The following is a 13921-nucleotide window of genomic DNA, read 5'->3' as shown; positions in this document are numbered from 1 at the left end:
AACTCCGCCCGGCCCCGCCGCGTCCGCCGGTGAGCGGCCGGGAGGCGGCCCGCGCCGTCCTTGTATCGTGCGGTCCGCGACGGTACGGGCACGTGGTACGGGGCACGCGGTACGGCTCCGCACCGGTGGCCGGGCACAGGTCGTGCACGCGCCGGGCACCCGCCCGGCACTGGCGGCAGGGTACGTGAAGAACTCGCGGGCGGTTGCGGGAAAACCGGGGGACGGGGCGGCATGAAGGCAGAGCGCGACGGATCCGGCGGCCGTACCGACCACCCCGCAGGCCCCACCAACACCCCCGGCCTCCGCGCCGCAACCCCCGCGAAACGCCCGGCCAGAAAACCCACCGGCGCAAGGAAACCCACCCCCGCGAGGGAATCCACCCCCGCGAGGAAACCCACCCCCACCCCCACCCGCACCCACCTCCGCCGGTCGTCTCCACCGGCGGCGACCACCGCGTCACCCCCGCCGAGCTGTTCTTCGACCTCGTCTTCGTCTACGCCTTCATGCAGGTGACCGCGCTCCTCGCCGAGGACCCGACCCCCATGCGCCTGCTCGGCGCCGGCGTGGTCCTCGCGCTGCTGTGGTGGTGCTGGTGCTGCTTCGCCTGGCTCGGCAACGTCGTACGCGCCGACACCGGCCCGCTCCTGGGCGTACTGCTGACGGCGATGGCGGCGGTGCTCGTCGTGTCCCTGACCGTGCCGGAGGTCTTCGCGGGCGGGGAGGGCGGCATCAACGCGCCGCTGGTCTTCGTCCTCTGCTACGGCGCCCTGCGCGTCCTGCACCTCGTCGCGTACTGGGTCACCCACCCCGGCGACGACCGGCTGCACGCCACCATCCGCGCCACCGCCCTGACGTCGGTCGCGCCGCCGTTCGTGCTGCTGGTCATCGGCAGTTTCTTCACCGGCTGGACACAGATCCTCATCTGGCTCGCCGCGGTCCTCGTCGACTACGGCGCCATCTACGCCACCGGCGGCTCCGGCTGGCGCCTGGCGGCACCGGGGCACTTCGCGGAGCGGCACGGGCTGATCGTGATCATCGCGCTGGGCGAGTCGATCGTGGCCATCGGCGTGGCGGTACGGGGCTACAGCCCGACGTACGGCGTGCTGGCCGGCTCGGTCGCCGGGCTGCTGGTCTCGGCGGCGCTGTGGCGGCTGTACTTCCGCCGGGTCGGCGAGCCGGCGGAGGAGCGGCTGGCGGCGGCGGAGGGCGACGCGCGCACACGGCTGGCCCGCGACGTGTACACCTTCCTGCACCTGCCGCTCGTCGGTGGCGTCGTCCTCACGGCGCTCGGCGTGAAGCAACTGCTGCACCAGGTCGCCGACACCGGGCACTACGACCTCGCCGAGCCGCTGCACGGCGTCGGCGCGTGGGCGCTGGCGGGCGGGGTGGGGCTGTTCCTGCTGGGCGCGGCGGCGATCCGGAGCCGCACGGGCGGCCGGCCGCCGGCGGCGCTGGCGGCGGGCGGGGTGGTGTGCCTGGCGGCGGGTCCGGCGGTGGAGCACGTACCGGGGCTGGCGGCGCTGGGGGCGCTGGCGGTGGTGACGGCGGCTGTGGTGGGGCTGTACGGCCGGGAGGCGGGCCCGGCACGGGCGTAGCACCACAAGCAACGAACCCCACCCAACGCCACCCCGCCCAACGCCACCCCACCCCCCTCTGCCCAGGGCGAATCTGCCCCCGGCAAAGACCCCTCCCGTTCGCGGCGCCTCCCGCCGACTGTGGAAGCAACGCAAGCAGCACGCATGCCACGAGGGAGGCACGATGACAGCACCGCCCCGACCCACGACCTGGCCGCCCGGCACCCCCACCGCCTGGACACCGGCCCTGACACCGCGCGCAGAGGACGAGGAGGCGGCACCGCCCCCGTCGAGGTTCGACGACCACCTGTCCGCCCAACTCCTCGGCCAGCGCATCGTCCTCCTCGGCACCGAGGTCACCGACGCCTCCGCGAACCGCGTCTGCGCGCAGCTCCTCCTGCTCTCCGCCGAGGACCCGCGCACCGACATCGCGCTCTACGTCAACAGCCCCGGCGGCTCCGTCCACGCGGGCCTCGCCATCTACGACACGATGCGGCTGATCCCCAACGACGTGGCCACGCTCGCGATGGGCTTCGCCGCCAGCATGGGGCAGTTCCTGCTCACCGTCGGAACGAAGGGCAAGCGCTTCGCGCTGCCGCACGCGCGGATCATGATGCACCAGCCCTCCGCGGGCATCGGCGGCAGCGCCTCCGACATCGAGATCCAGGCGGACAACCTGGAGTACAGCAAGACGCTGATGGAGCGCCTCCTCGCCGAGCACACCGGCCAGGACGAGGCGACCATCTCGCGGGACGGCGACCGCGACCGGTGGTTCACGTCGGAGCAGGCGAAGGAGTACGGGATGGTCGACCACGTCGTCGAGTCGCTGGCCGACATCCGCCCGGCAGGTTCGAAGCGACGGATGGGGCTGTGACATGAGCCAGTACACGATCCCGAACGTCGTCGAGCGCACCGCGCACGGCGAGCGCGCCTACGACATCTACAGCCGGCTGCTCTCGGAGCGGATCATCTTCCTCGGCACCGAGATCGACGACGGCGTCGCGAACGTCGTCATCGCCCAGCTCCTCCACCTGGAGTCGGCGAGCCCCGGCAGCGAGATCTCGATCTACATCAACTCACCCGGCGGCTCGTACACCTCGCTGATGGCGATCTACGACACCATGACGTTCGTCGGCGCCCCCATCTCCACGTACTGCGTGGGCCAGGCGGCGTCGACCGCGGCGGTGCTGCTCGCGGGCGGCGAGAAGGGGCGGCGCTTCGTACTGGAGCACGCGCGGGTGCTGCTCGGGCAGCCGGCGAGCGGCGTGCGGCGCGGGACGGTGTCGGACCTGAGCCTGGAGGCGAAGGAGATCCTGCGGATCCGCGCGCAGATGGAGGAGGTGCTGGCGCGGCACACGGGACACGAGACGGCGACGCTGCGCGCGGACACGGACCGGGACAAGGTGTTCACGGCGCAGGAGGCCGTGGCGTACGGCCTGGCGGACCAGGTGATCAGCAAACGCCAGCTCTGACGGGACGGGGCGGGGCGGGCACAGCGGGGCGCCGCCCCGCTGTGCCGTACGGGAACGGACCGCTCAGGCGGCCAGCCGCACGTCGCCGGACCGCGAACGGGCGGAGGGCAGTTCGGTGACGGAGGAGAGCGCGGCGGACCGCTCCCGGCCGGCGGCCTTCTCGTGGTCCCGGATGGCGGTGAGGCGGACGATCTCGCCGTGCACGAGCACGAGCAGGTCGGCGAGGCGCAGCCCGAGCGCCTGCGCGGCGGCGGCGAGGACTTCGGAGGAGGCTTCCTTGAGGCCGCGCTCGACCTCGGAGAGGTACGGCATGGAGATACGCGCGGCGTCGGCGACGTCCTTCAACGTACGCTCCTGCGCCAGCCGCTCCCGCCGCAGCACACCCCCGACGACCTGCCGCCACAGTGGCTCGCGCCCGTCATCGGCCTCGCGCGCCGGCGGGCGCAGGGGGAGGACGCGGGCGTGGCGGTTCGGCGCGTGGTTGGTCACGGTCTCAGCGTAGAAGGACGGCGGGCGGAGGCAAGGGCGAGGCGATCTGCCAACGGCAGAATCGCCAGAGGCGAACACGGGGGTCGGCGCCCGCGGGGCGGGAACCCACCGCCCCGGCAGCAGGCAGCCGGAAGGCCGCGACCGCAGAAACCCCGTAAACAACCCGCCCCCGGCAGAACCCGAAAACAACCCGCCCCCCGGCAGAAGAAGCGCGAACTCCCCACCGCAGGAACCAGTCCCCCCACCTCCCCTCCCCCCGGCACTCACTCTCTCCCCTGAGCCTCCCGGGCGGCGTCCTCGACCCGCCGCCGGTAGGACTCCCACCAGGCGCGGTCGCCGGCCGCGAGGTTGTCGTTGGTCCGCCGCATCCCGGCGGACCCGTCGACCAGCTCACGGACGATGTCGGCGTGCCCGGCGTGGCGCTGGGTCTCGGCGAGCATGTGGACGAGGACGCGGTGCAGGGACACCTCGGCCCGGTCGTCGGGCCAGTGCGGGACGCGGCCCAGGTCGTCCAGGGCGAACTCCGCGATCGTGGTGTCGGAGTGCGCGCACACGCGCCCGTAGAGATGGACGATGTCGTCGCGGGACTCGTCGGCGGTCGCCCACATGTCGACGTTGGGCTCCTCGGCGGCGGGGCCGTCGAGCCAGGGCACGGATTCGCCGAAGGGGCGTCCGAAGGTGTCGCCGAAGTACGTGGTCTCGCAGCCGATCAGGTGTTTGACGAGCCCCAGCAGGTTGGTGGCGGTCGGCGTCAGCGGCCGCCGTACCTCGTACTCGGACAGCCCGTCGAGCTTCCACAGCAGCGCGTCGCGGGCGGCCTGGAGGTAGCGCTGGAGGTCCGCCTTGGGATCGGTGTCGGCCATGCGCACCAGCATGGCACTGCCCCGTACCGCTCCAGGGGATGGCGCCGCGGGCCCTCGCCCGGGGCGCCGCGGGGCGACGCCCGTAGGATCGGGGGCATGTACTTCTTCCACCTGCGCTAGGGCGCCGTCGGCGAGGCGAGGAGCCCCCGTCGCCGACGAGGCGGGGCGGCGTGGCGCCGTCCCGGGCCTTGGCGTGGGAGAAGAACACATCATGCGCGACGACGCACACTTCGTCGCTCGGTGCGCCCGCGGTCTGGAACCGCAGTTGGCGGCCGAGATCCTTGAGGGCGAACTGGGCAGTATCACGAGGGCCGGACACCGCTCCGTCCACTTCCGGGCCTGGCGCCCGTACGACACGGGGGTGACGGCGCTCCGTACGGCGGACGACGTGTTCCTGCTGGGAGCAAGGGGCCGGGAAGCAGGACGAACGAGATCGGCCCTGCGAACGATGGCGGAACTGGCAGCGCAGGCGAACCCGGAAGAACTACTAAGCCACCGCAACGCCCTGGCCCCGCACCCCACCGCGAGACCTTCGGGGGTGGAGGTCTCGGCATCGTTCCTGGGGAGAAGGAACTTCAACAGGTACGACGCGGAGGACGCGGTAGGGGAGGCGCTGGCGGCCCGCCTGGGGGTCCCGTACCACCCACGCCGCACGGAGGGCGCGCCCCCGCCGGACTACGCGGCGTGGCGCCTGACGCTGGACGGCACCGAGGCGACGCTGATGCTCCGCATCACCCCGCGCCCACTCCACCGCCGCCCGTACAAGCAGTCGACGGTACCGGGGAGCCTGCACCCGCCGCTGGCGGCGGCGATGACGAGGCTGGCGGCCATCGGCCCGGGCCACACGGTCCTCGACCCCTGCTGCGGAGCGGGCACCCTGCTCATCGAGGCGGCACTGGCCCACCCGGAGGCGGGGCGCTACCAGGGCTACGACATAGACCCGACGGCGCTGGCAGCGGCCGGCACCAACAAGAGAACAGCGTCGTTGGACCACATCCGCCTCCACCGGGCAGACGCAGGCAGACTCCCACTCCCCGACACCACGGTGGACCGCATCGTGTGCAACCCCCCGTGGGGGACCCAGGTCCCCCCGAAGGCCCGCCTCGCCAAAGCCCCCACAGCCTGGTGGCAAGAACTCCGCCGCGTCCTCACCCCCACGGGCACCGCAGTACTCCTACTGCCCACCCCAACGCCGCTGGCCCCAGCCATCCAAGCGGGCCTACTCCCCACCCACACCCAACGCATCCACCTATCCGGCACCCCCACCTACCTAACCAAACTAGAACCCAAAACGCCGTGACACCACAACCTGCTCGCCACCCCCACCCCGCAAGACACCCCCGAACCCGCCCGCACTACACAAGACGGCGCCCAACCAACGCCGCAGGCCACCAAGGGCGCACCGACTGACGCCGTTGCCGTAGGACATGCGAAAGCCCCCGCAGATGACGTCTGCGGGGGCTTCGGCTGGTGCGCGCTCGGCAGGATTCGAACCTGCAACCTTCTGATCCGTAGTCAGATGCTCTATCCGTTAAGCTACGAGCGCCTGCTTTCGGGCATTAGCGGCCCGGCTGCGTTGCGGGAACAACCTTACATGACCCTCCGCGCCAGGTGAAATCCGATTCCCGCACCCCCTCCGACCTGCGGAAAGTCGTGCCCGCGGGGCGGATGCAGAGAGCCCGCGCCGTTGGGCGCGGGCTCGCTGGTCTGGGGCGGAGGCGGAGGGATTTGAACCCTCGATGGGGGGTAAACCCCAAACCGCATTAGCAGTGCGGCGCCATAGACCAGACTAGGCGACGCCTCCCGCACACCTGCCGGTCAAGCAGGTGTGTGCAGATGATGGCACAGGCGGCGGGGCCGCTGCCAATCGCACCTACCGTACCGGTCACCGGGTCGCCGGGGCAAAGGGCTTGTCGGGGTGCGGGGTCGGGGCGAAGGGGAGGAGGCGGGGCGGAGCGGGCATAGCATCGGTGTACGGGCCGTTTCGGTTCGTAGGCCGATGGTCACGATGCGACAGCACCTCTAGGAGGCGCACGATGGCGTCCGTCCGCCGCAAGGTCCGCGGCGCCCGGGTGAGCATCTGGCTCACCGGGCGGCCGAAGGGGCGGCGCAGGGGGCCTGCGCCCGCCGCGGGGGAGGCCGACGGGCTGGATCTGGAGAAGATCGTCGCGGCCACCGTGCGGTTGCTCGACGCCGAGGGGCTGGGGCGGTTGTCGATGCGCCGGCTCGCCGCCGAGCTGGGGGTCACGGCGATGTCCGTGTACTGGTACGTCGACACCAAGGACGAACTCCTGGAGCTGGCCCTGGACTGCGCGTACGCCGAGCTGGACCTCCCGGCCGAGGACGACGGCGACTGGGCCGCCCAGCTCCGTCAGCTCGCGTACGAGCACCGGCGCATACTCGTCGCCCACCCCTGGGTCTCCCGCCTCGCCGGCGAGTATCTGAACGTCGGTCCCCGCGCCATGGCGTGCGTCGCCGCCGCGCAGCGCGCGATGCTGCGGGCCGGGTTGCCGGAGGAGTGCCTGACGGGCGGGCTGTCGCTGCTGTTTCCGTTCTCGTACGGGTTCGGGGGTGCCGGCGGGCGCTGGGCTGAGCTGTGCCGGGCGGCGGGGGTGACGGAGGACGAGTGCTACGGCGAGTTCGTACGGACGCTGCGGGAGCATCCCGAGTACGTGCAGCCGCCCGCCGCCGCCGCGCATCCGGTGCCCGTCCCTCCCGCTCCGCCCGCTCCCCCCGCTCTCCCCTCCCCTCCCGCTCCCCCCGTGTCTTCCGTGCCCGACGGGCTTTCCGGGCACGAGCAGCGCGACCGCGACTTCAACTTCGCCCTGGAGTGCGTCCTCGCCGGCATGGCCGCCATGCGCGACCGCGTGGCCGAGCAGGTACGGCCCACCATCACCCCCGCGTGAGCGCCTAGACCCTCGCCTTCGCCGGCGTCTCCGTGCGCTCCGGCGAGCCCGCCTGCTGGAGTCCGCTGCGCGTCCGCAGCGCCACCTCCTTGATGCACGTCACCATCACGAACGCCAGCAGCGCCGCCGGCGCCGCGTACAGGAAGATGTCCGCCAGCCCGTGCCCGTACGAACTCTCCACCACCGTCCGTACCGGCACCGGCAGCTTCGCGAGGTCCGGGATCGTGCCGTCGCCGCCCGTCTCGCCCGCGGCGCGGGCCGGCGGGATGCCGAGGCCGTTCAGGCCGTCGCGCATGTAGCCGGAGATGCGGCTGCCGAGGATCGCGCCGAGGGCGGAGACGCCGACCGCGCCGCCGAGTGAGCGGAAGAACGCGACCGCCGAGCTGGCGGCGCCGAGGTCGGCGGGGTCGACCTGGTTCTGGGTGCACAGGACGAGGTTCTGCATCATCATGCCGATGCCCGTGCCGAGCGCGGCCATGAAGATCGCGATGTGCCAGTACGGGGTGTCGTAGCGCATGGTGCCCAGCAGGCTGAGTCCCGAGGTGAGCAGCAGCCCGCCGGCGACGAGCCAGACCTTCCAGCGGCCGGTACGGGTGATGACCCATCCCGAGATCGTCGACGACAGGAAGATCCCCATGATCATGGGGATGGTCAGCAGACCCGACTTCGTCGGGCTCTCGCCGCGCGCGAGCTGGAAGTACTGGCTGAGGAAGACCGTCGCGCCGAACATCGCGATGCCGACGAAGAGGGAGGCGAGCGAGGCGAGGGTGATGGTGCGGTTGCGGAAGAGGCGTAGCGGAAGCACCGGCTCCGGCACCCAGGTCTCGACCCACAGGAACGCCAGCCCGAGCGCGAGCGCGCCGCCGGTCATCGCGAACGTCTGCCAGGACAGCCACGCGTACGACCCGCCCGCCAGCGTCACCCAGATCAGCAGCAGCGAGACGGACGCGCTCATCAGCACCGCACCGCGCCAGTCGAGCGACACCTTCCGGCGCACCACCGGCAGCCGCAGGGTCTTCTGGAGTACGACGAGCGCGAGGATCGCGAACGGGATGCCGATGTAGAAGCACCAGCGCCAGCCCAGCCAGCTCGTGTCGGTGATGACGCCGCCGAGGACGGGGCCGCCGACGGTGGCGACGGCGAAGGTGGCGCCGAGGTAGCCGCTGTAACGGCCGCGTTCGCGCGGGGAGATCATCGCGGCGAGGATGATCTGCGCGAGCGCGCTGAGGCCGCCGACGCCGATGCCCTGGACGATGCGGCAGGCGATGAGCATGCCGGTGCTCTGGCTCAGGCCGGCGACGGCCGATCCGGCGACGTAGATCACGAGGGCGATCTGGACCAGGAGCTTCTTGCTGGCGAGGTCGGCGAGCTTGCCCCACAGGGGCGTGGAGGCCGTCATCGCGAGCAGGGCGGCGGTGACGACCCAGCTGTACGCGCTCTGCGTGCCGTCCAGGTCCGCGATGATCCGGGGCAGCGCGTTGGTGACGATGGTCGAGGAGAGGATGGCCACGAACATGCCGAGCAGCAGGCCGGAGATGGCCTCCAGTATCTGCCGGTGGGTCATGCCGGGAGACTCGGCTTTAGTTTGTTGCACTAAGCAACAGTATGACGAATGGTTGCCGAAGGCAATCGAAGCCGGGGCGGCGGCGGCGCGGGCGGCCGGAAGGGGGCGTTCCCCCCGCTGACAGGCGTCAGGGGCGTTCGCTAGTGTCCTGCTCCATGGCTCACAATCCGCAAGGTCAACAGCCCGATCCCAACAACGACCCGGCCGGGAGCACGCAGATGTTCCGCGCCTTCGTGGACGAGGGCGGCGGCCCGCAGGCGCGGCGGCCGCAGCAGCCGGCGGCCGCGGCGGCGAGTTCGGGGCCGCGGGTGGGACTGATCATCGGGATCGTCGTCGCGGTGGCGGTGCTGGCGGGAGTGGTGTGGCTCGCGGTGGGCTGAGCCGGGGGCTGCGGAGGACCCGAGCGCGCTTTCCGGGCCCGTTCGGCGTCCTGAGTCCTGAGTCCTGAGTCCTGAGTCCTGAGTTCGGTGTCCGGGGGTCGTGACGCGTCCGGGGTTCCGCAGGTCGCGGCCGTTGGTTGCGGCGCGTGGGGTGCGGCTCGTGGCGGTCCGTGGGGTGCGGTCCGTGGGCCTGGGCCTCTCGCCCCGGCCTGGCGTTCCTCGCCGGCGGTCGCCGCCGTACGGGCGCACGGGCGCATCGCCCTCTGTACGTTCCGTAGACAGGGCATACGGCGCCGTCCACGGTCCCACGCGGTACGAGCCGGGGCCGGCCCCGCGCCGGCCCCCGTCGTCAGTCCGCGATCAGCCCTGCCCGAAGCTGCGCCAGCGTGCGCGTCAGCAGCCGGGACACGTGCATCTGCGAGATGCCCACCTCGTCGCCGATCTGCGACTGCGTCATGTTGCCGAAGAACCGCAGCATGATGATCCGCCGCTCCCGCGCCGGGAGTTGGGCCAGCAGCGGCTTCAGCGACTCGCGGTACTCCACGCCCTCCAGCGCCGTGTCCTCGTACCCGAGGCGGTCCGCGAGCGAGCCCTCGCCGCCGTCCTCCTCCGGGGCGGGGGAGTCGAGCGAGCTGGCCGTGTACGCGTTGCCGACGGCGAGGCCGTCGACCACGTCCTCGTCGGACACCCCCAGGTAGTGGGCGAGTTCCGGCACGGTCGGGGAGCGGTCCAACTGCTGCGCGAGGTCGTCGCTCGCCTTGGTGAGCGCCAGGCGCAGCTCCTGGAGCCGGCGCGGGACGCGCACGGACCAGCTCGTGTCGCGGAAGTAGCGCTTGATCTCGCCGATGACCGTGGGCATGGCGAAGGTCGGGAACTCGGTGCCGCGCCGGCAGTCGAACCGGTCGATCGCCTTGATCAGGCCGATCGTGCCGACCTGGACGATGTCCTCCATCGGCTCGTTGCGACTGCGGAAGCGGGCCGCCGCGTAGCGCACGAGGGGGAGGTTCAGCTCGATCAGGGTGTCGCGCACGTACGACCGCTCGGGGCTGTCCCCGGGGGGCAGCTCGGCGAGGCGGAGGAAGAGGGCGCGGGAGAGGGTGCGGGTGTCGATGCTGCCGGAGGTGACGGTGGCGTCGGGGTCCGGGGCGGCGTCGGGGCCCGGCGCGGCGTCCGGGCCCTGGGCGGCGTCGTCGGCCGGGACGGCGGGGGCCGGCACGGTCGGGGCGACGGCCCCGGCGGCACCGAGGGCCGTGGGGGCCGCGGGGGCACCGGCGGCGTGGGGGGTCGGGCCGGTACGAGGTACGCCGGCGGCGGTCGTCGTGAGGCTCGTCGTGGCACCTGCCGTGGTCGTGGCCGTGGCCCCGGGTGGTGGTGACGGTGGCGCCTGGGCGCGGCCGTCGGCAGCCGGGTCGGAGGCCGGGGCCAGGGTGCGGGCCGGGCCCTGGGCCGAGGCCGGGGCGTCGGGGAAAGCCGCTTGTGCGCCAAGCGGCGCGACTTCGGTGAGCATCTGCGAGCTGCCCAGTTCTGCGGACATGCCACCCCCTTGAGGTCGCGGACGGTTGCAGACCGCCCCTCCCATTGAACCGGAAGGAGCCTCGACTCCCGCCGGACCGCCGAGAGAAGCAGCCTCCGACTGAGATACCGGGTGCCGGGGCACGCCAAACACCGTTCCAGCAGAATGTCACAAGTCGGCAACGCGCTGTAGCGCCAAGTCGACATATACGCGCAGATACGGAGCCTGGGCGTCAGCGATGACCTCGAAGAGTCCTACCCGATCCGGTTAGGAATCGATCCGGTTTGCGGACCGCAGTCGCGCGAAGCTGCGCGACAGCAGCCGGGAGACGTGCATCTGGGACAGCCCCAGCTCCGCGCTGATCTGCGACTGAGTCATGTTGCGGTAGTAGCGCAGCATCAGAATGCGCTGCTCGCGCTCCGGCAGTTGGACGAGGAGGTGGCGTACGAGGTCGCGGTGCTCGACGCCGGCCAGCGCCGGGTCCTCGTACCCGAGCCGGTCCAGCAGGCCCGGCATGCCGTCGCCCTCCTGGGCGGCTTCGAGGGAGGTGGCGTAGTACGAGCGACCCGCCTCGCGGCAGGCCCGTACCTCGTCCTCGCCGACCTTCAGATGCGCGGCGATCTCGGCGGTGGTGGGCGCCCGGCCGTGCCGTACGGTCAGGTCCTCGGTGGCGCCGCTGACCTGGGCCCACAGCTCGTGGAGCCGGCGGGGGACGTGGACGGTGCGGACGTTGTCCCTGAAGTAACGTTTGATCTCGCCGACCACGGTGGGCATGGCGAAGGTCGGGAACTGCACGCCGCGGGCCGGGTCGAAGCGGTCGATGGCGTGGATGAGGCCGATGGTGCCGACCTGGAGGACGTCCTCCATGGGCTCGTTGCGGCTGCGGAAGCGGGCGGCGGCGTAGCGGACGAGGGGCAGGTTGGCCTCGATGAGCGCGGTGCGGACGCGGGTGTGCTCGGGGGTGCCGGGTTCGAGGTCGGTGAGCTGCGCGAAGAGGGCGCGGGTGAGGGTGCGGGAGTCGGGTTTGCGGGGCTCATCGTGGTCGATGGAGGGGGCGGGGTCGGAGGGGTCGCCGGGGGCGGCGGGGTCACTCGATCCGCGGGGTTCGCCGGGGGCGGTGCCGGTGCCGGTGCCGGTGCCGGGTGCCCGTTCGGGGTCGCCGGCCGGCGCGGGCGGGGCGGCGGCAGGCGCCGGGGCGGGAGTGGGCGCCTGGGCCGGGGTGGCGGCGGGCGGGCCGGGGGCAGGCGGGGCGGTACGCGCGGACAACGGCTGCACCACACCACCACCCCTTCGCGACCACGTGACGTAGACCGGCACCATGGCGCGCACCGCAGGCGGGCCCGGCAAATCCGGAAAAGCGGTCATAGCATCACAAGAGATGCGCACTCTGTGCAAGCACCGTAATTTGCCGTGTTGGCGGCCAGTTGGCCGCCGCCGCGGCCCCCGGCCGGAGGCCGTTCGGCCAGGCAGGAGGGCTGATCGCGTACGGGCGTACGGGGCTGATCGCGTGGTCGCCGATCACCCGGGTGGAGATCCGCCGCGGGGCCGCCCGCCCCGGTGCGTACCCCCCGGTGTCACTCCGACGACGAGGCGTCGTCCAGCAGGTCGGACATGACGTCCCCGATGGCCTTGGCCGCCTCCGAGATCCACTCGAAGACGACCTGCACGACGTCGGCCGCCTGCGACGGGGAGCTGATGATGGAGTAGATGGCGAAGAGCCCGACGAGCGCCAGCGCTATCTTCTTGAAGTCCACGAGCGTCGATGCCTCCCCTGTGCGGCACACGCCCGATCCCGCTCTCTCCCCAGGCGCAGTCGCACGATTCTATCCGCGCTTGGAGTCGTACCCATGATTTATGGACTAAAGGCCCGGTCACACGGGGCTTTTGCTGGTCACGCCGCCGGCCGCGGCGGCGCACCATGGACGCAGAGCCCGCCGGGCCCGGCAGGACCCCGGCGGGCTCGGGGCGGGCTCACTGCGCGTCCGCCGCGGCTACTCCCCCCTCGCCGCGGCGTGTCGTACGGGCCCGCCCGCTGCGGGGGGAGGCGGCCGGATTCCCCCCGGGGCCGCCTCCCCCTCCGCCGTCTCCCGCTCCGCCGCCCTCCCCTTCCGCCGACTCCGCCCCCCGGGCTCCACGGGCTCGTGTCGTACGGGCGAGGCATCATGGAACCCATCGGGCGCCGGGCGTGTGAAGGGGCGGGCGTGGACACACAGCAGCGGCTGGCGGAGCGGTTCGAAGAGCACCGCGCGCAACTGAGAGCGGTGGCCTACCGCATGCTCGGCTCCTTCAACGAGGCCGACGACGCCGTGCAGGAAAGCTGGTTCCGGCTCAGCCGCTCCGACGTCTCGGACGTACGCAACCTCGGCGGCTGGCTCACCACCGTCGTCTCCCGCGTCTGCCTCGACATGCTCCGCACCCGCCAGTCCCGCCGCGAGGAGCCCCTCGACTTCCACCTCCCCGACCCGGTGGTCACGGCGGCGGAGGGCGCGGATCCGGAGGCGGCGGCGCTGGCCGTGGACTCCGTCGGCTGGGCGCTGCTCGTCGTCCTCGACACGCTGGCGCCGGCGGAGCGGCTCGCGTTCGTCCTCCACGACATGTTCGCCGTACCGTTCGACGACATCGCCCCCATCGTCGAACGCACCCCGGCCGCCACCCGCAAACTCGCCAGCCGCGCCCGCGCGCGCGTGGAAGGCCGCTCGGCGGCGGTCGAACCCGACCTGGGCCGCCAGCGCGACGCGGTCGACGCGTTCTACGCGGCCGCCGCGGGCGGCGACTTCGACGCCCTCCTCGCCGTCCTCGACCCGGACGTCGTCCTCCAGGCCGACACGGGCGCGGCCCTCGCGGGCGTGGCGAAGCTACGCCGCGGCGCAACGGAGGTCGCGGACAGCGCCCTGCTCTTCCGCACCCCGGGCGCGGTCAACCACCCGGTCCTGGTGGGCGGCACCGCGGGGGTGGTCACGTACGTCGCCGACAGGCCGACGTCGGTGGCGGCGTTCACGGTCGCGGAGGGCCGAATCACCCGCATCGACATCCTCTCGGACCCGACCCGCATGGAAACGCTCCCGCTGCCACATAGGACGTGACCACCACTTGGCCGCAGGTTACGGGCACGTCCACCGGGCTCCCCTACCTCTTCGGGCTCAGGACTGGCAGGGGCACT

13 protein-coding genes and 2 tRNA genes are annotated in these 13921 nt (G+C 72.4%); 7 read left to right on the top strand and 8 right to left on the bottom strand.

Going from position 1 to position 13921, the window contains the following annotated elements:
- Positions 1 to 503 precede the first annotated feature (503 nt).
- The 3 genes from QBL21_RS34400 to QBL21_RS34390 all read left to right on the top strand — a co-directional run bounded on the left by QBL21_RS34400 (position 504) and on the right by QBL21_RS34390 (position 3046).
- Entirely contained in the window at positions 504 to 1595 is a 1092-nt protein-coding gene (locus tag QBL21_RS34400; protein WP_407566125.1) for a low temperature requirement protein A, read from the top strand.
- A gap of 163 nt (positions 1596 to 1758) precedes the next feature.
- Positions 1759 to 2448 (top strand): ClpP family protease, encoded by a 690-nt coding sequence (locus QBL21_RS34395; RefSeq protein ID WP_407566124.1) that lies wholly within the window; start codon positions 1759 to 1761, stop codon positions 2446 to 2448.
- A 1-nt stretch (position 2449) separates the two neighbouring features.
- Positions 2450 to 3046: a ClpP family protease gene (locus QBL21_RS34390; RefSeq protein ID WP_407566123.1), complete on the top strand. Its 597-nt coding sequence runs from the start codon at positions 2450 to 2452 to the stop codon at positions 3044 to 3046.
- Between the two features lie 63 nt (positions 3047 to 3109).
- Here QBL21_RS34390 and QBL21_RS34385 read toward each other — a convergent pair whose 3' ends face one another.
- A complete protein-coding gene (locus QBL21_RS34385; RefSeq protein ID WP_407566122.1) occupies positions 3110 to 3535 on the bottom strand; it encodes a helix-turn-helix domain-containing protein in 426 nt (141 codons plus the stop codon).
- A 263-nt stretch (positions 3536 to 3798) separates the two neighbouring features.
- Positions 3799 to 4398, bottom strand: a complete 600-nt coding sequence (locus QBL21_RS34380; RefSeq protein ID WP_407566121.1) for a DinB family protein — start codon at positions 4396 to 4398, stop codon at positions 3799 to 3801.
- Between the two features lie 211 nt (positions 4399 to 4609).
- Here QBL21_RS34380 and QBL21_RS34375 point away from each other — a divergent pair, with 211 nt between their 5' ends.
- Entirely contained in the window at positions 4610 to 5698 is a 1089-nt protein-coding gene (locus tag QBL21_RS34375) for a methyltransferase domain-containing protein (protein ID WP_407566120.1), read from the top strand.
- 173 nt (positions 5699 to 5871) lie between these two features.
- On the opposite strand, the gene QBL21_RS34370 is transcribed toward QBL21_RS34375, so the two are convergent.
- Together QBL21_RS34370 and QBL21_RS34365 are read right to left on the bottom strand one after the other, a co-directional pair.
- Positions 5872 to 5944: transfer RNA gene (locus QBL21_RS34370), tRNA-Arg, on the bottom strand.
- Between the two features lie 167 nt (positions 5945 to 6111).
- Positions 6112 to 6202 (bottom strand) — tRNA-Ser (locus QBL21_RS34365).
- Between the two features lie 232 nt (positions 6203 to 6434).
- On the opposite strand from QBL21_RS34365, the gene QBL21_RS34360 reads away from it, so the two are divergent.
- On the top strand, positions 6435 to 7304 hold the full coding sequence (locus QBL21_RS34360; RefSeq protein WP_407566119.1) for a TetR/AcrR family transcriptional regulator: 870 nt from the start codon (positions 6435 to 6437) through the stop codon (positions 7302 to 7304).
- Positions 7305 to 7308: 4 nt separating this feature from the next.
- Here QBL21_RS34360 and QBL21_RS34355 read toward each other — a convergent pair whose 3' ends face one another.
- The gene (locus tag QBL21_RS34355) at positions 7309 to 8868 is read right to left on the bottom strand and encodes an MDR family MFS transporter (protein WP_407566118.1); all 1560 of its coding nucleotides are present in this window, start codon (positions 8866 to 8868) and stop codon (positions 7309 to 7311) included.
- A gap of 155 nt (positions 8869 to 9023) precedes the next feature.
- On the opposite strand from QBL21_RS34355, the gene QBL21_RS34350 reads away from it, so the two are divergent.
- A complete protein-coding gene (locus QBL21_RS34350; RefSeq protein WP_407566117.1) occupies positions 9024 to 9248 on the top strand; it encodes a hypothetical protein in 225 nt (74 codons plus the stop codon).
- Positions 9249 to 9597: 349 nt separating this feature from the next.
- On the opposite strand, the gene QBL21_RS34345 is transcribed toward QBL21_RS34350, so the two are convergent.
- The 3 genes from QBL21_RS34345 to QBL21_RS34335 form a co-directional block, all read right to left on the bottom strand.
- Positions 9598 to 10464: an RNA polymerase sigma factor SigF gene (locus QBL21_RS34345; RefSeq protein ID WP_407566662.1), complete on the bottom strand. Its 867-nt coding sequence runs from the start codon at positions 10462 to 10464 to the stop codon at positions 9598 to 9600.
- A 564-nt stretch (positions 10465 to 11028) separates the two neighbouring features.
- Positions 11029 to 12039 (bottom strand): RNA polymerase sigma factor SigF, encoded by a 1011-nt coding sequence (locus QBL21_RS34340; RefSeq protein WP_407566116.1) that lies wholly within the window; start codon positions 12037 to 12039, stop codon positions 11029 to 11031.
- Between the two features lie 296 nt (positions 12040 to 12335).
- Complete coding sequence (locus tag QBL21_RS34335; protein ID WP_407566115.1) at positions 12336 to 12515, bottom strand: hypothetical protein; 180 nt, start codon at positions 12513 to 12515, stop codon at positions 12336 to 12338.
- 447 nt (positions 12516 to 12962) lie between these two features.
- Here QBL21_RS34335 and QBL21_RS34330 point away from each other — a divergent pair, with 447 nt between their 5' ends.
- The gene (locus QBL21_RS34330) at positions 12963 to 13844 is read left to right on the top strand and encodes a sigma factor (RefSeq protein ID WP_407566114.1); all 882 of its coding nucleotides are present in this window, start codon (positions 12963 to 12965) and stop codon (positions 13842 to 13844) included.
- The last annotated feature ends 77 nt before the right edge of the window (positions 13845 to 13921 follow it).

Origin of the sequence: Streptomyces sp. 184, from assembly GCF_045781775.1 — a bacterium.
GTDB lineage: Bacteria > Actinomycetota > Actinomycetes > Streptomycetales > Streptomycetaceae > Streptomyces.
The sequence above is the reverse complement of the archived record's forward strand: the minus strand, read 5'-3'. Positions and strand labels throughout refer to the sequence as shown.